Consider the following 23,321-nt stretch of genomic DNA (forward strand, 5'->3'; position numbering starts at 1 on the left):
TTCACGGGGACCGCCGCGCGGATGCGCGCAGCCCGTGGTACCAGGCGAGCACCCGCCGCTCTACCACCTGGAAGAGGGCGGAGAGCACGAAGCCGAGCAGACCGAGCACCAGGATCCCGGTCCACATGTCGGGAATGGCGAAACCCCGCTGGAACTGCACGATGGTGAAGCCGAGCCCGTTGCTGGCCGCGAACATCTCGCTGATGACCATCAGGATGATGCCGATGGAGAGGGCCTGCCGCAGGCCCGCGAAGATCTGCGGGCTCGCCGAGCGCAGCACCAGGTGCCGCAGCCGGGCGGGGCCCGTGATGCCGTAGGAGCGGGCGGTCTCCGTCATCACCGGGTCCACCGCCCGTACGCCCTCGACCGTGTTGAGGAGGACCGGCCACACGCAGCCGCTCGCGATCACCACGATCTTCATGGTGTCGCCGATGCCCGCGAACAGCATGATGACCGGGATCAGCACGGGCGGCGGCACCGCGCGCAGGAACTCCAGGACCGGTTCGCACACCGCGCGCACCCGCCGGTAGGAGCCGATGACCGTGCCCAGCGCGACCGCGACGACGGCCGCCGTCGCGTACCCGGCGGCCAGCCGTTCCACGCTGGGCAGGACGTCCGTGCGCAGCCGGTCGGCCGTCCATACGTCCGGGAAGGTCTTGAGGATGGTCCGCAGAGGCGGCCAGTAGACGTTCGTGCTGCCGTCGGACGCCGCCCACCAGAGGGCGACGAGTACGGCCGGCAGGGCGAACACGAACAGCAGCCGCAGCAGTGCGCGCCTCACACCGCCACCTCCCCGCGCACCGACTGGTGCCACGCCAGCGCCCGCCGTTCCACCGTCCGGGCCCCGACGTTGATCAGCAGCCCCAGCAGTCCGGTGACCACGATCAGCGCGTACAACTCGGGCACGGCCTGCGAGGTCTGCGCGACGGCGATGCGCGCGCCCAGCCCCGGTGCTCCGATGACCAGTTCGGCGGTGATGGCGAGGATCAGCGCGACGGCCGCCGCCAGCCGTACGCCGGTCATGACGTACGGCAGCGCGGTCGGCCAGAGCACATGCCGGACGCGCGCCCAGGTGCCGAGGCCGTACGACCGTGCCGTCTCCTCCGCGACCGGGTCGACGTCCTGGACGCCGTAGAGGACCTGGATCAGCATCTGCCAGAAGGAGGCGTACACGACCAGCAGCAGCACCGAGCGGAGTTCGGTGCCGTAGAGGAGCACGGCGAGGGGGATCAGGGCGACCGAGGGGATCGGGCGCAGGAACTCGATCGTGGAGGCCGTGGCCTCGCGGAGGTACGGGACGACGGAGACGACGACCCCGACCGCGATGCCCGCGCCGACCGCGATCGCGAGTCCCAGTGCCCAGCCGGTGAGGGTGTCGCCGAGGGCCGTCCAGAAGGCGCCGTCGGAGAGTTCGTCGGCGAACGCGTCGGCGATGCGGCTGGTTGGCGGAAAATAGACGTCCTTGACCAGGCCGAGCCGCGGCACCGCCTCGCCGAGGGCGAGGAAGGCCGCGAGTCCGGCCGCACCGAGTGCGGTGTTCAGGCCCCTCACGGAAGCAGCTTGTCCAGGTCGGGGGCCGTCTTGAAGAGGCCGTCCTGGTCGCCCAGCTTCTCCAGCGCCTCGATGGAGGAGCGGTTGGCGTCGGCCGGCCACTTCGGCAGCGTGACCTGCGCGAGGACCGAGGCGGGGATCTTCGTGTACGTGGTGACGATCTCGCGGACCTCGTCGGGGTGGGAGTCGGCGTAGGCCAGGGACTCGGCGGTGGCCTCCTGGAACTTCTTCACCACCTCCGGGTTCTGCTGCGCGTACTGCGTCGACGTGAAGTACATCGCCACGGTCAGGTTCGGGGCGACGTCGACCATGGGCGAGGCGATCTCCACGCCGCCCTGGCTCTTGATGGTGGCGAGCGCGGGCTCGACGACCATGGCGGCGTCGATCTGCCCGCTGTCGAGGGCGGCCGGCATCTGGTCGAAGGCCAGCTCGACGAACTTCACCTTGTCCGGGTCGCCGCCCGCCTTGCTCACCGACTCGCGCACCGCGGTCTCGTTGATGTTCTTGAGGGTGTTGATGGCGACCTTCTTGCCCTCCAGGTCCTTCGCGGACGTGATGGAGCTGCCCTTCTTCACGGTGATGGCCCCGAAGTCCTTGCCCTGTACGCCCGTTGAGGCGACGCCGTTGGCCACTGCTTTCACCGGCACGCTGTTGGACTGGGCGATCATCAGTGACGTCATGTTGGAGAACCCGAACTGGAACTGGCCGCTGGCGACGCCCGTCACGATCGCCGCACCGCCCTGCGCGCTCGTCAGGGACAGTTTCAGGCCGTGCTTGGTGTAGAAGCCCTTCTTCACGCCGAGGTAGACGGGCGCCACGTCGACGATGGGGATGAGGCCCAGCTTGACCGTGGTGGTGCCGCCGGACGAGGTGCCCTTGTCCGACGTACCGGAGTCCCCGGACGAGCCACAGGCCGCGGTGGCGAGCAGGATGGTGCCGGCCGCGAGACCGGCGAGCAGACGACGCATGGCTCCTCCTGTGCAGACAACGGTGTTCCGACAGGCTGTGCGCACACCGCACAGTAGTGCTCGGTTGGTGCTCAGCGGGAACCTAGATCCGGCCGTCCGGCCGGGTCAATGGGCTTGGCTGACAAAATTGTTGACAGTTATCGAACCGCGCTTTCACCGTGTTCGGGAAGAGTCCGTACGTGTTCGGAATCAGTCCGTACATGTTCCCCGTGCGTCCACCGGGAGGCGACGATGTCCACGGCGGCCCGCGCATCGCATTTCGTGCGGTCGTTCGAGCGCGGCCTGGCCGTCATCCGGGCCTTCGACGCCGAGCACCCTGCCCGCACGCTCAGCGAGGTGGCCCGCGCCTGCGACCTGACCCGGGCGGCCGCCCGACGCCTGCTGCTGACCCTCGCCGACCTCGGCTACGTCCACTGCGACGGCCGTCTCTTCCGGCTCACCCCGCGCGTGCTCGAACTCGGCCACGCCTACCTCGCCGGACTGACGCTGCCCCGGATCGCCGAGCCGCACCTGAAGCAACTCGTCGCGGAAGTGAAGGAGTCGTCGTCACTGTGCCTCCTCGACGGCGACGACGTCGTCCACGTCGCCCGGGTCCCCACCCGCCGCATCATGTCCGCGACGATCACCGTGGGCACCCGCTTCCCGGCGTACGTCACCGCCGTGGGCCGGGTCCTGCTCGCCCCGCTGCCGGACGAGGACCTCGACGCCCGGCTCGCCCGGGCGGAGCGGCGCCCCCTGACCGCGTACACGATCGTCACGCCTCAGGCGCTACGGGCCGAACTCGGCCGAGTGCGCCGGCAGGGGTACGCGCTGGTCGACCAGGAGTTGGAGGAGGGGCTCCGGTCGGTCGCCGCCCCGGTGCGGGACCGGGGCGGCGCGGTGGTGGCCGGCGTCGGTCTCGCGGTGCACGCCGGCCGGGTCTCCGCCGCGTCGGTCCGCCGCGACCTGCTGCCGCCGCTGCTGGCGGCCGTGGCGCGGATCGAGGCGGACCTGCGGATCACAGATCCAGGACCAGCCGCTTCCCCCGGCACCGGGACACACAGATCATCATCGTCTCGCCGGCCTCCCGCTCCTCCTGAGTGAGCACGGAGTCCCGGTGCTCCGGGGTGCCTTCGAGCACGTCCGTCTCACAGGTGCCGCAGGTGCCCTCGGTGCAGGAGAAGAGCACCTCGACACCGGCGGCGCGGACGGTGTCCAGCACGGAGACACCCGGCGCGACGGTCAGCGTGCGGCCGCTCTGCGCCAGCTCGACCTCGAACTCGCCGTCCTCGCCGGTCGGTTGCTCCTTCGGCTGGAACCGCTCGACGTGCAGAGCGCCGGACGGACAGCGCTCCTCGACCGCGTCGAGCAGCGGACCGGGCCCGCAGCAGTAGACGAGGGTGCCGTCGGGGAGCGCGTCGAGTACCGAGCCGAGGTCGAGCAGACCGGACTCGTCCTGGGGCGCGATGGTGACCCGCGCCCCGTATCCGGCCAACTCCTCAGCGAACGCCATGGAGTTGCGGCTGCGACCGCCGTACAGCAGGGACCACTCGGCGCCCGCCGCCTGAGCCGCCGCCAGCATCGGCAGAATGGGCGTGATCCCGATGCCGCCCGCGATGAAGCGGTAGCGGGGAGCGGGCCGCAGGGCGAAGTGGTTGCGGGGGCCGCGCACCCGGACCTTGTGGCCCTGCCCCAACTGCTCGTGCACATGGGCGGATCCGCCCCGTCCGTCCGGCTCCCGCAGCACCGCGATCCGCCAGGCGGTGCGGTCCGCCGGATCGCCGCACAGCGAGTACTGCCGCTCCAGGTCCGGGCCGAGCACGACATCGATGTGGGCGCCCGGCTCCCAGGCCGGGAGTTGCTCGCCCAGCGGATGGCGCAGGGTGACAGCGAGCACCCCGTCGGCCGCGAACTCCCTGCGGTCGACGACGAGTTCGGCTTCGTGGACGGTCATGAGCTGTTTCCTCGCGGCTGGTGTCCTTCGGGGTGGCCGAGCATCCACTCCCACATCTCGACCGGGTCCTGCGCGCAGTGCTCGGCGCCGCAGTGGCAGGTGCCGTGCAGGACGTCGGTGCCCGGCAGCCAGTCGATGCGGTAGATCTCGCGCGGCTCGGGAGAGAGTCTGCTCACCGGACCTGCTCCACCGGCTTGTCGCCCTCCTCGACCAGCCGGGCGAGGATACGGCGGGCGGCCAGGCCGCCGGTGTCGATGTTGATGCTCAGCTCCTGGTAGCCGCTGCGCTCGGTGCCGAGCGTCTTCTGCAGCAGGTTGAGCGCGTCGACGTCCTGCATGACGACGGTGTGGTTGTTGCCCCGCAGGAACTCGGTGACCTCGTCGTCGTCCGTCGCCCAGTCCCGCGAGACCGCCCAGAAGTCGTACACCTTGCCGTCGGACGACGGCGTGATCGCGTACGTGATCTCGGTGTGGAAGCCGTTCGGGTCGCTGCCGTCCGCCTCGGGCAGCACGCCGACCGGGGCGATCCGGCTGTGCAGCAGATACAGGCACGGCGCGTGGTACTCGATGTCCTGCCAGCGGGTGATCCGGCCCTCGATGCCGGTCGAACGGGCGTAGAACGGCGGGCACTCGGCGTCGTCCATGCGCCGGCTCACCCGCACGATGCCCGCACCCTCGTCGACCTCCGTGCTGATCGGCGTCTCGGCGACCTCGGGGGTGCCGATGTAGCCGCCGTGCAGATACGTCTCGTGGGAGAGGTCGAGGAGGTTGTCGACCAGCAGCCCGTAGTCGGCGTCGATCGGCTCCATACCGCATACAGTCGTCCAGCCGGGAGAGTCGAGATGCCGGGCCCGCGGAATCGTCTGCGGGTCGGCCAGTGCCGGGTCGCCGATCCACACCCACACCAGCGAGTCCAGTTCGGCCACGGGGTACGAGGTGACGCGGGCGGTGCGCGGGACGCGTTTCTGTCCCGGCACGTACACGCACGTGCCGGTCGTGTCGTACGTGAACCCGTGGTAGCCGCACACGATCCGGTCGCCGTCGAGCCGGCTCTCCGACAGCGGGAAGCGGCGGTGCACACACCGGTCGTGCAGCGCGACGGGCGTTCCGTCCCCCTCGGTCCGGTAGAAGACCAGCGGCTCCCCGAGGATCGTCCGGCCGAGCAGCTCCTCGCGCCCGACCTCATGGCTGTAGGCGGCGACGTACCACTGGTTCCTGGCGAAGGCGGTCGTGTGAGGCATGGCGTTCCCGTCCCTGAGAGCGGGGCGCCCTCGCCCCGCGTGCCGTGGTTGGACTCAGGGTCGTGATGCTTGCCGCGGCTGGGCAAGGCGGCTTCTGTCAGACGGAAGAAGTTCCGCGGTGGCCCGAGTGCTTCGAGGATGTGGCCCCCGTGTCTGTAGCTTCTGACGTCGCGAGTGCCCTGCGGGGTGTGGGCCGCACGCGGGGCGCCCTCACTGAGAGGTGAGCAGCTACCTGTGCTTCTGCCACCGGTTCGGGTCCTCTTCCAGGGCCGCTCGATCCCAGTCGCCGTGTTCCGCGGCAGCCTCGTAGGTCGTCTGCAGGAATTCAGCCACTGTCCTGTCCGGGTCGGCCGCAGTGCGCACTGCCTCGTAGGGCAGGAGGAACTGGCCGTGGTCGGGGCTGTAGAAGGCGTCGGCCGGGATGACCGGACGGTTGGCGAATCCATCCGGCTCGGGATACGCGTACGAGTAAAAGGCCCCTTCTTCACCGCCCCCGGGCCAGAAGCCGCAGCTGCTCAACTCGCGGGAGTAGCCCTCCGTCATCACCCAGTCACCGCAGTTCGGGGCGCCGCCGGGATGCGGCGGGGCTGTTCGTCCCGAGAACCTCGTGCAGGCCAGGTCCATGGCGCCCCAGAAGAAGTGCACCGGGCTGACCTTGCCGGCGAAGTACGAGCGGAACTCCCCCAGCACCCGGTTGGCCTGCAGCAACTGCCGCCAGAACAGCTCTGCGGCACTTGGGTCGTAGGAAGCGTGCTGGTGGTCTTCATCGAAGGGGATCGCCGGGTCCACCTCGTTCGGATGTGCCTGGATCCTTGTCTCGATTCCCAGCTCACCCAGGGCGTGCATCGTCTCGTGGTAGAAGTCGGCCACCGGTCTGGGCTCCAGAGCCACGCTGCGGTCGGTGCCGTCGCTGCCGCGGATACGCAGCAGATGGTCGAGGAAGTCGAACTCGATGTCGAAGAACCCTGAGTGGTAGGGAACCGCCGACGTGGTCAGGCCGCGCGGGCTGACATACAAGGTGACCTGCCACCAGTGATTGACCAGGGGCGCGTGGGCCAGTCGGATCTTGCCGACGATCTGGGTCCACATGTGCAGGGTGTCCCGGGTCTCGGTCCAGTCGGCGACCCGCAGCTGCGGCCACATCGTCCGCGACACCTGGTGGGAAGCCCCGGCCACAGAGAGCTCCTTCCGGGACAATATGGCAGATACTGGCCACGCTGCCCCTGGCTGAAGAATCAGGCAACCCGGCGCGCCTCACCGGCCACCGGAGAGGGACGCTTGCATGCTCCACGAGCAGCCGGTGCGCCGGCATCGCAGGAACAGTGATCCAGCGGCCCGGTCTCCCCGGTGGAGGCGAGGTCCTGCGGAGTCGATTCGGAAGGACTTTTCATCATGAGCCTTGACCAGCCGACCCTGGTACTCGGGGCAACCGGAGGGCAGGGCGGTGCCGTCGTCGGCGCATTGCTGTCCCGGGGTGCCGCCGTCCGCGGCCTGGTCCGCAACCCTCGATCCGCTGCGGCCCGGCGCCTGGCCGGCCAAGACGTCGAGGTCGTGGGCGGAGATCTCGAGGACCGAGAGTCCCTGGCCTCAGCCATGCGGGGAGTAGCCGGCGTGTTCGCGATGACCACGCCCTTCGAGTCAGGACCGGCCGCCGAGATCGCACAGGGCCGAGCCATTCTCGCCGCCGCGCATCAGGCCCGTGTGCCACACCTGATCTTCAGTTCCGTCGCAGGGGCCGACCAGGACACCGGCGTGCCGCACTTCGAGACAAAGGCAGTCATCGAGCGGGAACTGGCCGCAGGCGAGGTGCCCTATACGATCCTGGGACCCACCTACTTCTTCGACAACGCACTCGGTGACGAGGAGCGGATCCGCCAGGGTGTACTCGATCTGCCGCTGCCACCGGACCGCCCTCTGCAGCAACTGGCACGCCCCGACCTGGGTGAGTTCGCCACTGCTGTCCTCGCCGCGCCCGACGCGTTCATCGGACGGCGCATCGAGCTCGCCGGTGACGCCCCCACACCCGGTGACATGGCCGCCGCGCTGAGCACGGCACTCGGTGGGACCGTTCGGCACAACGAAGTGCGGCTCGACGAGATCGGCAACGACGACATGCGAGCGATGTGGGCGTTCCTGCGCAGCGTCGGCTACAGCGTCGACCTGCAGGCGCTGCATGCCGCCCACCCCGAACTGCGTTGGACGTCGTTCGCGGGCTGGGCCCGAAGCACCTTCTCAACGGCACCATGACCGGGCTGCCTTGCCCGCGGGCCCCGGGAGGCGCAGGCAGGCGCATGAGGGTCCGCCCTGACTCGACCGCGTCCGGGCAGCCCATCAGCCCGGTGGGTCGCGCCCGGGGCTCATGGGTTGGAGCGGAGTTCGAGTTGCCGAAAAAGCATTGCCCCTGATCATGGTGAGGGGGGATTGTGCCCGGCTTTTCACCTCACTCCGCAGGAGTCCAGCATGGCCGATCTGCCCCCTCCCCCCACGCCGACCCTGGAACCTGACGCCAAGGCACTCGCGGAAGCGACCTCGCCCCATCCCAGGATCTACGAGGTTCCGCCGGAGCAGGGACGGGACCTCCTCGCGGGACTTCAGACCGGTGAGGGTGTCGACAAGCCGCCGGTCGACGAGGAGTGGGTGACCGTCGAGGCGGGCCCGTACGGGCAGGTCCGCACCCGGATCGTCCGTCCCGAAGGAGCAACCGGCGACCTGCCCGTGGTGCTCTACATCCACGGCGCCGGCTGGGTCTTCGGCGACGAGAACACCCACGACCGACTGGTGCGCGAACTGGCCACCGGGGCGAATGCCGCCGCCGTCTTCCCGGTCTACGACCGGGCGCCGGAAGCGAAGTACCCGTCCCAGATCGAGCAGAACTACGCCGTGGGCAAGTGGATCGTCGATCACGGCGCCGAGCACGGTCTCGACACCTCCCGCGTCGCGGTGTGCGGTGACTCCGTCGGCGGCAACATGGCCACGGTCTTCGCCCTCATGGCCAAGGAACGCGGCGATGTGGACCTCACGGCGCAGGTACTGCTGTACCCGGTCACCGACGCGGACTTCGACACCGCCTCCTACCTGCAGTTCGCAGACGGCTACTACCTCACCCGGGACGGCATGATCTGGTTCTGGGACCAGTACACGACCGACCCGCAACAGCGCGCCGAACCGTACGCCTCCCCCCTGCGGGCCACCCTCGAACAGCTCGAAGGACTACCCCCGACCCTGGTCATCACCGACGAGGCAGACGTCCTGCGCGACGAGGGTGAGGCCTACGCGGCCAAACTCCGGGAGGCCGGTGTCGACGTCACCGCAGTGCGTGTGCTGGGCATGGTGCACGACTTCATGATGCTCGACAGCCTGCGTGACTGCCGCGCCACCAACGTGGCCCGCCAACTGGCCGTCGCCGCCCTGAACAAGGCCCTCGCCGGCTAGTGCCGGGTTCCTCTTGGGCTGGGTAGTTCGCCTGGTGGCGGGGTAGTGGATGGTGCTCGGCGCGGGTGCCGGCCATCCAGTACCAGGGAGTCGCCCAGTCCCTGGGAACGGTTACGCCGGGCTGTTGCTCTCGTTCGTCCCACGGCCCCGGCCGGGGGGCAGGGCGGCGCCGTGCAGGTCCCCGGGAGTCCGCTCCCGGGGACCCACGGTCATGCCGTCCGCGTCACGCCGGTGTCCGCTCGGCCGCTCGCTCCAGACGGACGATGACGCTCTTCGACGTCGGGGTGTTGCTGATGTCCGCGACGCTGTCGAGGGGTACCAGGACGTTCGTCTCCGGGTAGTAAGCCGCGGCCGAACCCCGGGGAGTGGAGTAGCCGACGACGCGGAAGGCGTCGGCGCGACGCTCCGAGCCGTCGGACCAAATGCTGACGAGATCGACGAGGGCGCCGTCGGCGAGACCGAGGTCCGTGAGGTCGGCCGGGTTCACGAGGACGACGCGCCGGCCCCCCTTGATGCCCCGGTACCGGTCGTCCATCGCGTAGGGAATCGTGTTCCACTGGTCGTGCGACCGCAGCGTCTGCAGGACCAGGTGGCCCTTGGGCGCCTGGAGCATCGTGAAGTCGTTGACGGTGAAGACGGCCTTGCCGCTCGGTGTGCGGAACACCTTGCTGTTGACCGGGTTGGGGAGGCGGAAGCCGCCCGGACGCCGTACCCGCTCGTTGAAGTCCGCGAACCCGTCGACGACCCGGGCGATGCGGTCGCGGACGGCGTCGTAGTCGGCCTCGAAGTCCTCCCAGGGGATGTCCGGCCCGGCTCCCAGGACCCTGCGGGCCAGGCGGCTGATGATGGACACCTCGCTCAGCAGGTGGGCCGAGGCCGGCGCGAGACGGCCGCGCGTGGCGTGGACCTCGCTCATGGAGTCCTCCACCGTCATGAACTGCTCGCCACCCGCCTGGACGTCCCGGTCGCTGCGGCCGAGCGTGGGCAGGATCAGCGCCGTGCGTCCGCACACGGCGTGGGACCGGTTGAGCTTGGTCGAGATGTGCGCGGTCAGGCTGCAGTTGCGCATGGCGCGTTCGGTGACGTCGCTGTCGGGGGTGGCGCGGACGAAGTTGCCCGCGACGCCGAGGAAGACCTTGGCCCGTCCGTCGAGCATGGCCCGGATCGAGTCGACGGAGTCCAGCCCGTGCGCCGTCGGCGGGGTGAACCGGAATTCGCCGCCCAGCCGGTCCAGGAACGCCTGGGGCATACGTTCCCAGATGCCCATGGTGCGGTCGCCCTGCACGTTGCTGTGGCCCCGCACCGGGCACACTCCCGCGCCCGGACGGCCGATGTTGCCGCGCAGCAGGAGGAAGTTGACGACCTCCCTGATGGTGGGCACGCCGTGCTTGTGCTGGGTCAGCCCCATGGCCCAGCAGACGATGACGCTGCGGCTCTCCAGGACCCGCGCGTGCACCTGCTCGATCTCGTCACGGCTCAGCCCGGTCGCCTGGAGGACGTCGTCCCAGGACGTACGGCGGATGTGGTCGGCGAACGCGTCGTAGCCGGTGGTGTGCGCCGCGATGAAGTCGTGGTCCAGGACGGTGCCCGGCTCCTTCTCCTCGGCCTCGAGCAGCAGCAGGTTCAGCGCCTGGAACAGGGCCAGGTCGCCGCCGGGGCGTATCTGCAGGAACTGGTCGGCGATGTCCGTGCCACGGCCGATGACGCCGCGCGCCTTCTGCGGGTGCTTGAAGCGCAGCAGCCCCGCCTCGGGCAGCGGATTGACCGCGACGACCCGGCCGCCGCGGCGCTTGGTCTCCTCCAGCGCGGACAGCATGCGCGGGTGGTTGGTGCCGGGGTTCTGCCCGACGACGAACACGAGGTCGGCGTCGTAGAGGTCGTCGAGGCTGACGCTGCCCTTGCCGATGCCCAGGGTCTCGTTGAGTGCCGAGCCGCTGGACTCGTGGCACATGTTGGAGCAGTCCGGCAGGTTGTTGGTGCCGAAGGCCCGCGCGAACAGCTGGAGCAGGAAGGCCGGCTCGTTGGCCAGCCGGCCCGAGGTGTAGAACAGTGCCTCGTCCGGGTGGTCCAGGGCGCGCAGTTCGCGGGCGAGCAGGTCCAGCGCCTCGTCCCAGCCGATCGGCTCGTAGTGGTCCGCACCCTCGCGCAGCACCATCGGCTCGGTGAGGCGGCCCTGCTGGTTGAGCCAGTAGTCGGACTTCCGGCTCAGTTCGTCGACCGAGTACTGCCGGAAGAACTCGGCGGTCACCCGCCGGGAGGTGGCCTCGTCACTGATGTGCTTGGCGCCGTTCTCGCAGTACTCGTTGCGGTGCCGCTTGCCCGGCGCGGGCTCGGGCCAGGCGCAGCCCGGGCAGTCGAAGCCCTTCGCCTGGTTGATGTTCAGCAGGGTCAGCGCGGTGCGCGTCGGCGAGGTCTGGCCCAGCGCGTACTTCAGGGCGTGCACGACCGCGGGAGCGCCGGTGGCCCACGTCTTGGGCGCCGTCACGGCCAGCTCGTCCTCGTCCGGTTCGTCGAAGTCCCGCATCGAACGTCACGCCCTCTCCGTCATGGCGGCGAGCTCGTTCGGCGACGTCCATCGCGCCCGGGTGCGGGGGCAGCCGACGCGCCATCGGAGACACGCGGGCAGGACATGTCTCGCCAGCCGTTCGCACCACACTCTTCGTCAGCGCGTCGTCCCAGGTCAAAGTGGCAGTTGTTATCGAGTGACAGGCAGCACCGATCAACGCGCCGCGACTGCGGCCACCGGCAGCGGGCGACCGGGTGCGGTGGATCGTCGACGAGTGCGGTGGACCACTGACGGGCGCGGTGGATCGTTGACGAGTGCGGTGGACCACTGACGGTCGCGGTGGATCGTTGACGAGCTCGGTGGAACGTCGACGAGTGCGGTGGACCACTGACGAGCGCGGTGGATCATTGAAGCGTGCTGCTCCGCCAACTCGAATACCTCGTCGCCCTCGCCCGCGCCCGCCACTTCGCGAAGGCGGCGCAAGCCTGCTACGTCTCGCAGCCGGCCCTGTCCGAGGGCATCCGGAAACTGGAGGACGAGCTCGGCATCCCCCTGGTCCGGCGTGGGCGCAGGTTCGACGGACTCACCCCGGAGGGCGAGCGAGTCGTCCTGTGGGCGCAGCGCATCCTCGCCGACCGCGACGCGATGCAGGGCGAGATCCAGGCGCTGCGCTCGGGGCTGAGCGGCCGGCTGCGCATCGGGACCGTCCCGACCGCGGCCACGGCGGTCGCCCTGCTGACCCAACCGTTCTGCGCCGCCAACCCCTTGGCGACCGTCCAGGTGTTCGCCGACCTGCGGGCCGAGGACATCGTGAACAGACTCCAGGCGTACGAGCTGGACGCCGCCGTGACCTACCACAGCTCCGCCGTCGCGCACGGCTTCAAGTTCGTCCCGCTGTACCAGGAACGCTATGTGTTCCTGACCCGGCGGGCCGCTGCCGGCCCCGGCCCCGCCGAGATCTCCTGGGACGAGGCGGCCCAGCACCCCCTGTGCCTCCTGCACCCCATGATGCAGGGGCGTCAGGTACTCGACGCGGTGTTCGAGGCGGTGGGCGTCTCCGTGACCCCGCGGGTGGAGACCGATTCGATCGCTTCCCTGTTCGCGCAGGTCAGGGCCGGTCAATGGGCGAGCATCGTGCCGCATGCCTGGCTGCACGTCTTCGGCGTCCCCGCAGGGATGCACGCCGTTCCGCTGGTCCGCCCGGTCCGCACCGAGCGGATCGACCTGGTGCTCCCGGCTCGTGAGCCGGTCTCCGTGCTCGGACAGGCGCTGATCGACGTCGTCGGCAGGGCCGGCATCTCCGCCGCCCTGGAGCAGGTACCCGACTAGCGATGACGCCTCCGGCCGTAGCGTGCTGTCGGCTCAGACTGCCTTCGGCTCAGGCCCGCTGCCGTCATGTGTCCACGCCGCCGTCGGAAGAGGTGCCGCGGACATCGAAGGTGATCGTCGAGAGGGACTGGAGCGACGGACTAGAACGATTAAGTGCCGCCCTGTAACATGACGGCCTAATCGATTTAGCATTCCTTTCCCGCGGTGGGACGCGGGATCAAGGGGGTTGTCGCCGATGCCGACCATGGAACGTGCCGCCGCCGTAGGGCGGTCGAGAGCACCGACCGAACTGGAGGGGCTGCCCAGGCCGGGCCGATGCCTGGTCATGGGGATCCTCAATGTCACACCCGACTCCTTCTCCGACGGTGGCCTGTACGCGGACAGCCGCCGCGCGGTCGACCGGGGACTGGAACTCGCCGCCCAGGGGGCCGACATCGTTGACGTGGGCGGCGAGTCCACCCGCCCGGGCGCGCGCCCTGTGGGTCTGGAGGAGGAGCTGGCCCGCACCGTCCCGGTGGTGCGTGACCTCGCTCGGGCCGGCGTGTGCACGAGCATCGACACCATGCACGCTCCCGTGGCCCGAGCCGCTGTCGAGGCGGGAGCGCGCCTGGTCAACGACGTCAGCGGCGGGCTCGCCGACCCGGCCATGGCGTCGACCGTCGCCGCGGCCGGTGTCCCGTACGTCGCCATGCACTGGCGTGCGCCGAGCCGCGAGATGGACCGCCACGCGGACTACCGGGACGTCGTCGCCGACGTCACGGCCGAACTCAGCCACCGCCTGCGGCAGTTGACGGAGCAGGGAGTCGACCCGGCCCGTATCGTCCTCGATCCGGGGCTCGGCTTCGCCAAGCGGCCCGAGCACGACTGGACGCTCCTGGCCGGTCTGGGGCCGCTGCGGCAGCTGGGGTACCCGCTGCTCGTCGGCGCTTCGAGGAAGCGTTTCATCGGCGCGGCCCTCGCGGGCGGGGGCGCCGGTGAGGTGCCGCCCGCAGGGCGGGACGTGGCGACGGCCGCCGTCTCCGCGCTCGCCGCCGCGGGGGGCGCGTTCTGCGTCCGAGTCCACGAAGTCCGCGCCGGCCTCGACGCGGTGCTCATGGCGTCCGCGTACCTCGAACACCTCGACCGTGACAGCGACCCGGGCCGCGACGGCCCGCCGGGCGCGGGGCGCGGCGGGCACCCTGAGAAATCCGCAACCCGGCTCTCGCCCCGGGCGAGGCCCCTCTGCTAGCTTTCGCTAGATCGTTTTAGTGACACCAATCGCCGGTGGATCACCTGCGTCGGTGGATCACCTTCATCGGTGGATCAGGTGTGCCGGTCCCTCCGGGGCGTCTACTAGATCGATTTAGCTTTCATGGGACAGATCGCTACGAACACGAAAGGGAGCCGCTATGGCAACCCCCACCCTCCAGGACGGCATCGACAAGGCCGGCTCGCCCGTCAACCTGCTGTGGCAGCCGGGTGCCGAGCCGTGGACCCCCGAGGTCGTCGAGCCCGAGTACAGCGGCTGGCGTCAGGAGCAGGCCGCGTGGCACGAGGGCGTCGCCCTGCTCAACCTCTCGCACCACATGTACGACATGTGGATCGAGGGGCCGGACGCCACGCGGGTGCTGGCCGACCACGGTGCCAACAACTTCGAGAAGTTCGCGATCGGACAGGCCAAGCAGTACGTGCCGGTCACCCGGGGCGGCCACATCGTCACCGACGGGATCCTCGCCCGCGAGGGCGAGAACAAGTACCTGCTCAGCGGGATCCCGGCCGCGCAGCACTGGGTGCAGTACCACGCGGAGAAGGGCGGCTACGACGTCGGCTTCGTCACCGACCCGTCCTCGGCCTTCCGCCCGGGCGGCGGCGACCCGAAGCTGTTCCGCTACCAGATCCAGGGCCCGCTGGCGGCGGAACTCGTCGAGCGGACCTTCGGCGGGCCGCTCCCGGAGACGAAGTTCTTCCACTCCACGCCGGTCACCCTCGACGGCCGCCCCCTCCGCGCCCTGCGCCACGGCATGGCCGGTCAGGCCGGCTTCGAGTTCATCGGCCCCTGGGAGCACGCCGCGTACGTTCACGAGGCGTTCCTGACGGCGGGCGAGCCGCTCGGCCTGATCCAGGTCGGCGCCCTCGCGTACGCCACGCCGAGCGTGGAGAGCGGCTGGATCCCCTCGCCGGTGCCCGGCATCTACACCGACCCGGACCTGCTGGACTACCGCAAGTACCTGCCCCTGTTCGGCATCGAGGGCAAGCGCCCGCTGAACGGCAGCTACTTCTCCGAGAACATCGAGGACTACTACGTCTCCCCGTACGAACTGGGCTACGGGAAGATGATCTCCTTCAACCACGACTTCGTGGGCCGGGACGCCCTCGAGAAGGCCAAGGGCGAGGTGCTCCGTACCAAGGTCACCCTCGTCCTCGACGCGGATGACGTCCGCACCGTCATCGGACAGGGCGAGGACCCGGGCTTCGTCCTCTCGTACGCCCGGCACCGGGTGGAGAGCGACGCCGGTCTGGTCGGCGTCACGATGCAGAGCGCCTCGATCGACCCGGTGGGCACCGTACTGGCGCAGACCCTGATCGACTCCGAGCAGGCCGCACCGGGCACCGAGGTCACGGTGGTCTGGGGCGAACACCCCGGTTCCGGCACCGACCCCGAGGCCGATCTCGGATTCCCCCGCATCCGTGCCACCGTCCAGCCCTCCCCGTTCAACCAGCACGCGCGCACCCTCTACCGCCGCGACCGCTGACGCCGGCCGACCGCACGGAGAGAAAGCGAGACGAAAGACGATGAATCCCGCGAGCACGGTTCGAACGGCGGTCAGTACGTCGCTGCTTGAGGACTTCTCCCTGGAGATGACGGGCAAGGACGTCCCCAAACTCGAGGAAGCCCGCGACGCCATTCCCCAGGGCACCCGGATCAATGTCACCTTCCTCGGCAATGAGGACCTTCAGATGCGGCTGGATGCGGCGCGGGCGGTGAAGCGGCTCGGCTTCGTTCCCGTACCGCACATATCCGCCCGCCGTCTCGGCTCGCGCGCCGACTTCGAGCGGTTCCTGGCCGGCCTGCACGCCGACGGCACGTCCGACAACGTGTTCGTGGTCGGGGGAGACCCGGCGCATCCCGAGGGCCCTTACGCCGACTCCCTGTCCCTCATCGACACGGGACTGCTGCAGAACTACGGGGTCCGCCACGTCGGCTTCAGCGGGTACCCGGAAGGGCATCCCGCGATCGATGGCGGCGTGCTCTGGTCCGCCCTGGAGGACAAGCACGCGGCCCTTGCCGCGCAGCCCCTGGAGGGCGGCATCATCACGCAGTTCGGGTTCGACGTCGACCCGGTGCTCGCCTGGGTGGAAGAGGTCCGTCGCCGCGGCATCGGGGTCCCGGTCAGGATCGGTGTGCCCGGTCCTGCCGGAGTGCGCCGGCTCATGTCGTACGCGGCCCGTTTCGGGGTCGGCACCAGCGCCTCCGTCGTCAAGAAATACGGGTTCTCCCTGACCAACCTCATGGGCACCGCAGGACCGGACCGCTTCCTGCGCGACCTCGCCGCGGCCCACGACCCCGCCCGCCACGGCGACTTGAAGATCCACTTCTATACGTTCGGCGGGCTCAAGGCCACCTCCGACTGGGCCACCCGCTTCCGGAAGGAAAGCTTGGCATGACCCTCACGCAAGACACTCCGGCCCGTACGGCCAGGAGCAAGTCCCCTGCCCCGCAGGCTTCGCTCATCGTGCAGGGCGCCGACGCCACGGGGATCGTCGCCGCGGTGACGTCGGTCCTGAGCCGTCACAGCGCGAACATCGTCTCCCTCGACCAGTACTCCGACAATCCGCAGGGCGGCGCATTCTTCCAGCGCACCGTGTTCGGCCTCGACAGCTTCCAGGCCGCGCTGCCCGCCCTGCGGGCCGATCTCGACGAGCACCTGGTGGACGCGTTCGGGCTGAGCTACACGCTGCGCGACCTGTCGGTGCCCAAACGGGTCGCGATCTTCGCCTCCAAGTCCGACCACTGCCTGCTCGACCTGCTCTGGCGCCATCGGCAGGGCCAACTGCCCGTCACCGTCTCCATGGTGATCTCCAATCACCCGGACGTGGCGGAGGAGGTACGCGGCTTCGGCATCCCCTTCTTCCACGTCCCCTGCCAGGGGCCGGACAAGTCCGCCGCCGAAGCGGAACACCTGCGACTGCTCCAGGGCAACGTCGACTTCGTCGTCCTCGCCCGCTACATGCAGATCCTCTCGGCCGACTTCATCGCGAACGTCGGCGTCCCGATCATCAACATCCACCACTCCTTCCTGCCCGCCTTCATCGGCGCCGGCCCCTACGCCAAGGCCAAGGAACGGGGCGTGAAGCTGGTGGGCGCCACCGCCCACTACGTCACCGAGGACCTCGACGAGGGCCCGATCATCGAGCAGGACGTCGTCCGCGTCACGCACGCCCACACCGCCACCGACCTCACCCGCCGCGGCGCCGACGTGGAGCGCGCGGTGCTCTCCCGCGCCGTGCTGTGGCACGCCGAGGACCGGGTCATCCGCAACGGCAACCACACCATCGTCTTCGCCTGACGGCGAGAGGGCTCATCGACTCGCGGCGACTCGCAGTGATGCGCAACGACTTGCAGCGACTCTCATCGACAGGGGAAACCGCCCGGTGCAGGGGCAAGCGGCCTTGTCGTGCCACACCCCCAGAGACCGAGCCGGCCGCCCCGCCGGCACCGCCCGCGTGCCACCGCAGGGCGACCGCCGCGACAACCGGCGGCCGGCTCGGTCACGGCGCCGTACAGCCGCGGTCACACCGACCGCACGCAGCACACCCCTCTCACCCGGGCGACTCGTTCCTCACGATCCTCACGACAGGAAACGACAAGAAAGCGGTTCGCCACCATGACCACCAGGATCGACGGCACCAGCATCGCCCGACGGATCCGTTCACAAGTAGCCGAGGAGGTCACCGCAGCCAGGGCCACGGGTTCGGGGAGAATCCCCGGCCTTGCGACTGTCCTCGTCGGCGACGATCCGGCCAGCGCCGTGTACGTCGCCGCCAAACGGCGCGCCATCAAGGAAGCCGGGATGCGCGACTTCCACCGCCACCTGCCCCAGCACGCCACCCCCGACGACGTGGCCGCGGTCATCGACGAGCTGGCCGCCGACCCGGAGGTCTCCGGCATCCTGCTCCAACTCCCGCTGCCCCGGCAGCTGGACGCGGCCACGCTGATCGAACGCATCCCCGTCACCAAGGACGTCGACGGCCTCACCACCGCCAGCGCGGGCCTCCTCGCGCGTGGGGAGCGTGGGTTGCGCCCCTGCACACCCAGCGGCGTCATCGAACTCCTCGACGCCGAGGGCATTCCCCTCCAGGGCGCCCGCGTCGCCGTGGTGGGCTGGGGCGAACTCGTCGGAAAGCCCCTGACCCAGCTGCTGCTGCGACGCGGCGCAACCGTGTCGGTGGCCCATGAGTTCACCACCGACCTCGCTGCGGTCACCCGACCCGCCGGCATCGTCGTGGTCGCCACGGGCGTGCGCGGGCTCATCGGCCCCGAACACGTCGGGCCCGGCGCGGTCGTCATCGACGTCGGCATCCACCGCACTCCCTCCGGCCTGACCGGCGACGTCCGTTCGGACGAACTCGACGGCATCGCCGAACGCATCACCCCCGTCCCCGGCGGCGTGGGCCCCATGACCATCGCCATGCTCATGGTGAACACGCTGCGTGCCGCCCGGTGGAGCGCCGAATGCGAGGCCGTCGCAGCCTGAGCGCTCCGCGGGACGTGGGTTCGGCAGTTCGCCGGAGGGGCGCCGATCCTGGCCATCGGTGTGCCCGCCGTCACGAGAGGGCGCTGACTCGATCTGTACAGCTACAGGTGCGCCGAGAACTGAATCGATCTAGTCGCGTAAGCTGATCCCAGCTGCTTAATCGTTCTAGAGCCTGGGCGCCACTTTTGGTGACGCAGCCGGCCGGGACGACTCGGTCGACGGAGAGGGAGTGTGCCGGCATGGGCCGTTCGGGCCGGGTGACGTTGAGCGACGTGGCCAGGGCGTCCGGCGTGTCGCGGGCGACCGTGAGCTTCGTACTGAACGACGACCCACGGCAGACGATCTCCGCGGCCACCCGGGAGCGGGTCATGGGGGCCGCCCAGGACCTGGGATACGTCCCGCACGGCATCGCCCGCGCGCTGCGCGAGGGGTCGTCGCGCATCGTCGTGCTCAACGTGGACTGGGGCATGGAGGGCAACTTCTCCCGCAGCTACGTCCGGGGCCTGGACGAAGAACTGGCCGAACACGATCACATTCTTCTGGTCCGGCACGGGCACGCGCTCCCGGAGGCCACACAGAAGGTCCTCGACGCCATCGTGCCGCGGGCGGTGCTGCGGCTCGGCGAGGTCTACATGCAGGGACATGAGCCGATCGAGCAGGACTGGTCGAACGGGTTCGCCGCCAACGCCGCGCTGCAGATCGGCTACCTCGCCGAACGAGGGCACACCCGGATCGCCATGGCGATGCCCGATCATGAGTTCCCGCTGACCGAGGCCCGGCTCGGATTCGCCCAGGAGGCCGCCCGACGACTGGGACTTCCGCCCTTGGAGCGCTTCGTCGTTCCGCGGCCCCGGGAGGCCGGCGCGGCCGGCGTCGAGGCGTTCCTTGCGGCTCGCGCGGACGTGACCGCCCTGGCCGCCTTCGACGACGACATCGCGCTGCGCGCCCTGACCGCCCTGCGTGACCTCGGGCTGCGGGTGCCCGAGGACGTGGCCGTGATCGGTTTCGACGAGACCGAGTACGGCTCGCTGTCCACGCCCGCCCTCACCACCGTCCACATCGACGCCGAAGTCCTCGGACGGGTTGCCGCCCGCAATGCCCTCGGCATCGACACGGGGGGTCTGGCACCCGCGGTCGGCCGGATCGTGGTCCGCACGTCGGCCTGAGTGCCACGGGCCCGTCAAGGACCGGCCCACCGCCACCGCTGCCCCGTGCGGGACATGACCGGACGAGCGAAGAAGCATGCAGTGACGGTGTGACGCCGTGCGGTTGCCCGCATACACGCACGACATCCCGCCGGGTGGTCGAATGGCTCGGTCGGACATCCTGACACCCGTCGGCGTCGAGTCCTGGGCGGGCAGTATTGGCGTGTACGGGATGTGCCGGATCCCGCGGAACGCCTGCTACCGGATGTGCGGCGGAGGCGTTCTGGGTCATCCGGTGATTTCCGGCCCGCCCGTACCGGAGCGCACCTTGACGAGGACTTGGCGCATCGCACATCTCGCGTACCGACGACTTTCACGTCGACGCCATCGGACCCTTCCCTGTCGTTTGGTGCTCTTGGAACACTCCTTGCGCGCACATTCCGTCACGTTCCGGCCAGTTGCGCACGCCACGACGAGAAGGGTCCCTCACCCATGCCCGAGGTCAACCGGCGCCGCTTCCTCCAACTCGCGGGAGTCACCACGGCGTTCACGGCTCTGTCGAACAGCATCGAGCGTGCCGCCGCGCTCCCGGCCAACCACCGCACCGGGTCCATCGAGGACGTCGAGCACATCGTCGTCCTGATGCAGGAGAACCGATCCTTCGACCACTACTTCGGCTCGCTGCGCGGCGTCCGCGGCTTCGGCGACCCGCGCCCGGCGTCGCCCACGCCCGGCAGGCCGGTCTGGCACCAGTCCGACGGCGCCAAGGACGTCCTGCCCTTCCACCCCGACGCCGACGACCTGGGCCTGGCGTTCCTCCAGGACCTCCCGCACGGCTGGAACGACGGACACACCGCGTTCAACGGGGGCAAGTACGACAAGTGGGTGCCCGCGAAGTCGGCGACCACGATGGCCTACCTGACCCGCGACGACATCCCGTTCCACTACGCGCTCGCCGACGCCTTCACCATCTGCGACGCCTACCACTGCTCCTTCATCGGCTCCACCGACCCCAACCGCTACTACATGTGGACGGGCTACACCGGCAACGACGGCCAGGGCGGCGGTCCCGTCCTCGGCAACGACGAGGCCGGCTACGGCTGGACGACCTACCCCGAACGCCTCGAGCAGGCCGGCGTCTCCTGGAAGATCTACCAGGACGTCGGCGACGGCCTCGACGCGGCCGGCAGCTGGGGCTGGATCCCCGACGCCTACCGAGGCAACTACGGCGACAACTCGCTCCTCTACTTCAACCAGTACCGCGACGCCAAGCCCGGCGACCCCTTCTACGACAAGGCCCGCACCGGCACCGACGCCCGCACGGGCGAGGGTTTCTTCGACCAGCTCAAGGCCGACGTGCAGGGCGGCAAGCTGCCGCAGGTCTCCTGGATCGTCGCCCCCGAGGCGTTCACCGAACACCCCAACTGGCCCGCCAACTACGGCGCCTGGTACGTCGCCCAGGTCCTGGACGCGCTCACCGCCGACCCGGCCGTCTGGGCGAAGACGGCCCTGTTCATCACCTACGACGAGAACGACGGCTTCTTCGACCACCTGATACCGCCGTTCCCGCCGGGCTCCGCCGCACAGGGCAAGTCCACCGTCGACGTCGGCCCCGACCTGTTCAAGGGCGACAGCGGCCACATCGCCGGCCCGTACGGCCTCGGCCAGCGCGTGCCGATGCTCGTCGTCTCCCCCTGGAGCAAGGGCGGATACGCCTGCTCCGAAACCTTCGACCACACCTCCATCGTCCGGTTCGTGGAACGCCGCTTCGGCGTGCACGAGCCGAACATCTCGCCCTGGCGACGCGCCATCTGCGGCGACCTCACTTCGGCGTTCGACTTCTCCCGCGGGGACACCAGGCCGGTCGCCCTCCCGGACACCGACGGCTACCGGCCCCCGGACGGCGACCGCCACCCCGACTACGTACCCACCCCGCCCGCCAACCCCGTCCTGCCCGGGCAGGAGCGCGGCTCGCGGCCCACCCGACCGCTCAGGTACACCCCGGTGGTGGACGGATCGGCGGACCCGGCCGCCGGGAAGTTCACGCTCACCTTCGCCTCCGGCGCCCACGCCGGCGCGGCCTTCCTCGTCACCTCCGGCAACCGCACGGACGGGCCCTGGACCTACACCACCGAGGCCGGCAAGTCCCTCTCCGACACCTGGAACACCACGTACTCCGGCGGCTCCTACGACCTGACGGTGCACGGCCCGAACGGCTTCCTGCGCACCTTCAAGGGCCCCGGCAAGGGCGCGGCAGGTCCCGAGGTCACCGCGCGGCACACCGGCGACGACATCGAACTGACCCTCACCAACAAGGGCTCCGCCACCGTGGAACTGAAGGTGACGAACGGCTACGGTGGCCGCGCGCGAACCGTCGGAGTGCGGCCCGGCGCCACCGTCCGGCACACCGTCGACCTGACGGCGAGCAGGCGTTGGTACGACCTCACCGTCACGTCCGCCGCTGACGCGACCTACCTGCGACGGTTTGCCGGACATGTCGAGAACGGCCGCCCCGGCGTCAGCGACCCCGCGATCATCACGGGGTGACAAGGTGTAAAAGCGCGATGAACAGCGCATCCTGGGGACTGGTCAGGGCCCCGTGCGCGCACGGTAGTGTGCCCCGGTGACCACGCAATCGAACACTCCTGCAGGCTGGTACCCCGATCCGCACGGGGCGCCCCAGACGCTCCGTTACTGGGACGGCGTGCAGTGGACCCAGCACACCAACCCCGATCAGCAACAGGGTGCGGGCCAGGCCCAGGTGCCGCAGCAACAGGGCGGTCCCGACCCGCGCGTGCAGCAGCAGGTGAGGCAGGAAGCCGGCGTCGCTCCGAGCGGCGCCGGCGGCGGCACGCTGTTCTCCGAGCCGGTCCTGGTGGTGAACCAGAAGGCCAAGCTGATCGAGCTGACCAACGAGTACAAGGTCATGGATCAGAACGGCAACGCGCTCGGCTCGGTCGTCCAGGTCGGACAGAGCGCATTGAGGAAGATCCTGCGCTTCGTCGCCAGCATCGACCAGTTCCTCACACACAAGCTGGAGATCCGCGACGCCTACGGCCAGCCCGTCCTGCTGCTCACGCGCCCGCGCAAGATATTCAAGTCGCGGGTGATCGTGGAGCGTCCGGGCGGTCAGCCGGTCGGCGAGATCGTCCAGCAGAACGTCTTCGGGAAGATCAACTTCGCCATCAACGCCAACGGCCAGAAGGTCGGCGCCATCAAGGCGGAGAACTGGCGGGCGTGGAACTTCGCGATCGTCGACCACGCGGACAACGAGGTCGCCCGGATCACCAAGACCTGGGAAGGCCTCGCCAAGACCCTGTTCACGACCGCGGACAACTACGTCCTGCAGATCCACTACCAGCTGCCCGAGCCGCTGCTGAGCCTCGTGGTGGCGACAGCCCTGACCGTGGACACCGCCCTGAAGCAGGACTCGCGGGGTCTGGGCTGAGGTCGGTGACGGCGGACGGCTTAGGCAGGGCGGG

20 protein-coding genes are annotated in these 23,321 nt (G+C 69.8%); 12 read left to right on the forward strand and 8 right to left on the reverse strand.

The annotated features are described in order from the left end of the window. Position 1: 1 nt before the first annotated feature. Genes ABT114_RS38765 through ABT114_RS38775 form a run of 3 tightly spaced genes read right to left on the reverse strand, consistent with a single transcriptional unit; the run spans position 2 to position 2,519 of the window. A complete protein-coding gene (locus ABT114_RS38765) occupies positions 2-781 on the reverse strand; it encodes an ABC transporter permease (protein WP_351148479.1) in 780 nt (259 codons plus the stop codon). Then, positions 778-1,551 carry an ABC transporter permease gene (locus ABT114_RS38770; protein ID WP_351148482.1) on the reverse strand — a complete coding sequence of 258 codons (774 nt, stop codon included), beginning with the start codon at positions 1,549-1,551 and terminating at the stop codon, positions 778-780. Before ABT114_RS38770 ends, ABT114_RS38765 begins: the two co-directional genes overlap by 4 nt. Beyond that, entirely contained in the window at positions 1,548-2,519 is a 972-nt protein-coding gene (locus tag ABT114_RS38775) for an ABC transporter substrate-binding protein (protein ID WP_351148485.1), read from the reverse strand. The genes ABT114_RS38770 and ABT114_RS38775 overlap by 4 nt, the downstream gene beginning before the upstream one ends. Before the next feature lie 231 nt (positions 2,520-2,750). Here ABT114_RS38775 and ABT114_RS38780 point away from each other — a divergent pair, with 231 nt between their 5' ends. Beyond that, a complete protein-coding gene (locus tag ABT114_RS38780) occupies positions 2,751-3,602 on the forward strand; it encodes an IclR family transcriptional regulator domain-containing protein (protein WP_351148488.1) in 852 nt (283 codons plus the stop codon). Here ABT114_RS38780 and ABT114_RS38785 read toward each other — a convergent pair. The 4 genes from ABT114_RS38785 to ABT114_RS38800 all read right to left on the reverse strand — a co-directional run bounded on the left by ABT114_RS38785 (position 3,517) and on the right by ABT114_RS38800 (position 6,835). Continuing rightward, the gene (locus tag ABT114_RS38785) at positions 3,517-4,452 is read right to left on the reverse strand and encodes a PDR/VanB family oxidoreductase (protein WP_351148490.1); all 936 of its coding nucleotides are present in this window, start codon (positions 4,450-4,452) and stop codon (positions 3,517-3,519) included. The genes ABT114_RS38780 and ABT114_RS38785 overlap by 86 nt on opposite strands. Further along, the gene (locus ABT114_RS38790; protein ID WP_351148493.1) at positions 4,449-4,628 is read right to left on the reverse strand and encodes a hypothetical protein; all 180 of its coding nucleotides are present in this window, start codon (positions 4,626-4,628) and stop codon (positions 4,449-4,451) included. The genes ABT114_RS38785 and ABT114_RS38790 overlap by 4 nt, the downstream gene beginning before the upstream one ends. Continuing rightward, complete coding sequence (locus ABT114_RS38795) at positions 4,625-5,692, reverse strand: aromatic ring-hydroxylating dioxygenase subunit alpha (RefSeq protein WP_351148495.1); 1,068 nt, start codon at positions 5,690-5,692, stop codon at positions 4,625-4,627. Before ABT114_RS38795 ends, ABT114_RS38790 begins: the two co-directional genes overlap by 4 nt. A 228-nt stretch (positions 5,693-5,920) precedes the next feature. Then, complete coding sequence (locus tag ABT114_RS38800; protein ID WP_351148590.1) at positions 5,921-6,835, reverse strand: DUF5996 family protein; 915 nt, start codon at positions 6,833-6,835, stop codon at positions 5,921-5,923. 249 nt (positions 6,836-7,084) lie between these two features. Here ABT114_RS38800 and ABT114_RS38805 point away from each other — a divergent pair, with 249 nt between their 5' ends. Both ABT114_RS38805 and ABT114_RS38810 read left to right on the forward strand, forming a co-directional pair. Further along, the gene (locus ABT114_RS38805; protein WP_351148498.1) at positions 7,085-7,939 is read left to right on the forward strand and encodes an NmrA/HSCARG family protein; all 855 of its coding nucleotides are present in this window, start codon (positions 7,085-7,087) and stop codon (positions 7,937-7,939) included. 213 nt (positions 7,940-8,152) lie between these two features. After that, positions 8,153-9,124 carry an alpha/beta hydrolase gene (locus ABT114_RS38810; protein WP_351148501.1) on the forward strand — a complete coding sequence of 324 codons (972 nt, stop codon included), beginning with the start codon at positions 8,153-8,155 and terminating at the stop codon, positions 9,122-9,124. A 223-nt stretch (positions 9,125-9,347) separates the two neighbouring features. Here ABT114_RS38810 and ABT114_RS38815 read toward each other — a convergent pair whose 3' ends face one another. Beyond that, on the reverse strand, positions 9,348-11,648 hold the full coding sequence (locus tag ABT114_RS38815; protein ID WP_351148504.1) for an FdhF/YdeP family oxidoreductase: 2,301 nt from the start codon (positions 11,646-11,648) through the stop codon (positions 9,348-9,350). Positions 11,649-12,044: 396 nt separating this feature from the next. Between ABT114_RS38815 and ABT114_RS38820 the strand changes: the two genes are divergently transcribed. The 9 genes from ABT114_RS38820 (at position 12,045) to ABT114_RS38860 (ending at position 23,287) form a co-directional block, all read left to right on the forward strand. Next, positions 12,045-12,959 (forward strand): LysR family transcriptional regulator, encoded by a 915-nt coding sequence (locus tag ABT114_RS38820; protein WP_351148507.1) that lies wholly within the window; start codon positions 12,045-12,047, stop codon positions 12,957-12,959. 244 nt (positions 12,960-13,203) lie between these two features. Then, positions 13,204-14,187, forward strand: a complete 984-nt coding sequence (gene folP, locus ABT114_RS38825) for a dihydropteroate synthase (RefSeq protein ID WP_351148593.1) — start codon at positions 13,204-13,206, stop codon at positions 14,185-14,187. Positions 14,188-14,347: 160 nt separating this feature from the next. Further along, positions 14,348-15,691: an aminomethyl transferase family protein gene (locus ABT114_RS38830; protein ID WP_351148510.1), complete on the forward strand. Its 1,344-nt coding sequence runs from the start codon at positions 14,348-14,350 to the stop codon at positions 15,689-15,691. 40 nt (positions 15,692-15,731) lie between these two features. Next, positions 15,732-16,604, forward strand: a complete 873-nt coding sequence (locus tag ABT114_RS38835; RefSeq protein WP_351148513.1) for a methylenetetrahydrofolate reductase — start codon at positions 15,732-15,734, stop codon at positions 16,602-16,604. Beyond that, positions 16,601-17,506, forward strand: a complete 906-nt coding sequence (purU, locus tag ABT114_RS38840) for a formyltetrahydrofolate deformylase (RefSeq protein ID WP_351148516.1) — start codon at positions 16,601-16,603, stop codon at positions 17,504-17,506. Before ABT114_RS38835 ends, purU begins: the two co-directional genes overlap by 4 nt. Positions 17,507-17,824: 318 nt before the next feature. Then, on the forward strand, positions 17,825-18,694 hold the full coding sequence (locus ABT114_RS38845; RefSeq protein ID WP_351148519.1) for a bifunctional 5,10-methylenetetrahydrofolate dehydrogenase/5,10-methenyltetrahydrofolate cyclohydrolase: 870 nt from the start codon (positions 17,825-17,827) through the stop codon (positions 18,692-18,694). 239 nt (positions 18,695-18,933) lie between these two features. After that, positions 18,934-19,860, forward strand: a complete 927-nt coding sequence (locus ABT114_RS38850; protein ID WP_351148521.1) for a LacI family DNA-binding transcriptional regulator — start codon at positions 18,934-18,936, stop codon at positions 19,858-19,860. A gap of 471 nt (positions 19,861-20,331) precedes the next feature. Next, on the forward strand, positions 20,332-22,386 hold the full coding sequence (locus ABT114_RS38855) for a phosphocholine-specific phospholipase C (protein ID WP_351148524.1): 2,055 nt from the start codon (positions 20,332-20,334) through the stop codon (positions 22,384-22,386). Between the two features lie 76 nt (positions 22,387-22,462). Continuing rightward, positions 22,463-23,287, forward strand: coding sequence for an LURP-one-related family protein (locus ABT114_RS38860; RefSeq protein WP_351148526.1), 825 nt, complete (start codon positions 22,463-22,465; stop codon positions 23,285-23,287). The last annotated feature ends 34 nt before the right edge of the window (positions 23,288-23,321 follow it).

This window comes from Streptomyces sp. NPDC002088, assembly GCF_040296605.1.
In the GTDB taxonomy this organism is placed as follows: domain Bacteria; phylum Actinomycetota; class Actinomycetes; order Streptomycetales; family Streptomycetaceae; genus Streptomyces.

What these genes read in the sequence shown, in the direction of transcription:
- ABT114_RS38775 (WP_351148485.1), bottom strand. Translation starts at nt 2,519, where the DNA reads ATGCGTCGTCTGCTCGCCGGTCTCGCGGCCGGCACCATCCTGCTCGCC.
- ABT114_RS38780 (WP_351148488.1), top strand. Translation starts at nt 2,751, where the DNA reads ATGTCCACGGCGGCCCGCGCATCGCATTTCGTGCGGTCGTTCGAGCGC.
- ABT114_RS38785 (WP_351148490.1), bottom strand. Translation starts at nt 4,452, where the DNA reads ATGACCGTCCACGAAGCCGAACTCGTCGTCGACCGCAGGGAGTTCGCG.
- ABT114_RS38795 (WP_351148495.1), bottom strand. Translation starts at nt 5,692, where the DNA reads ATGCCTCACACGACCGCCTTCGCCAGGAACCAGTGGTACGTCGCCGCC.
- ABT114_RS38800 (WP_351148590.1), bottom strand. Translation starts at nt 6,835, where the DNA reads ATGTGGCCGCAGCTGCGGGTCGCCGACTGGACCGAGACCCGGGACACC.
- ABT114_RS38805 (WP_351148498.1), top strand. Translation starts at nt 7,085, where the DNA reads ATGAGCCTTGACCAGCCGACCCTGGTACTCGGGGCAACCGGAGGGCAG.
- ABT114_RS38810 (WP_351148501.1), top strand. Translation starts at nt 8,153, where the DNA reads ATGGCCGATCTGCCCCCTCCCCCCACGCCGACCCTGGAACCTGACGCC.
- ABT114_RS38815 (WP_351148504.1), bottom strand. Translation starts at nt 11,648, where the DNA reads ATGCGGGACTTCGACGAACCGGACGAGGACGAGCTGGCCGTGACGGCG.
- folP (WP_351148593.1), top strand. Translation starts at nt 13,204, where the DNA reads ATGGAACGTGCCGCCGCCGTAGGGCGGTCGAGAGCACCGACCGAACTG.
- ABT114_RS38830 (WP_351148510.1), top strand. Translation starts at nt 14,348, where the DNA reads ATGGCAACCCCCACCCTCCAGGACGGCATCGACAAGGCCGGCTCGCCC.
- ABT114_RS38835 (WP_351148513.1), top strand. Translation starts at nt 15,732, where the DNA reads ATGAATCCCGCGAGCACGGTTCGAACGGCGGTCAGTACGTCGCTGCTT.
- purU (WP_351148516.1), top strand. Translation starts at nt 16,601, where the DNA reads ATGACCCTCACGCAAGACACTCCGGCCCGTACGGCCAGGAGCAAGTCC.
- ABT114_RS38845 (WP_351148519.1), top strand. Translation starts at nt 17,825, where the DNA reads ATGACCACCAGGATCGACGGCACCAGCATCGCCCGACGGATCCGTTCA.
- ABT114_RS38850 (WP_351148521.1), top strand. Translation starts at nt 18,934, where the DNA reads ATGGGCCGTTCGGGCCGGGTGACGTTGAGCGACGTGGCCAGGGCGTCC.
- ABT114_RS38855 (WP_351148524.1), top strand. Translation starts at nt 20,332, where the DNA reads ATGCCCGAGGTCAACCGGCGCCGCTTCCTCCAACTCGCGGGAGTCACC.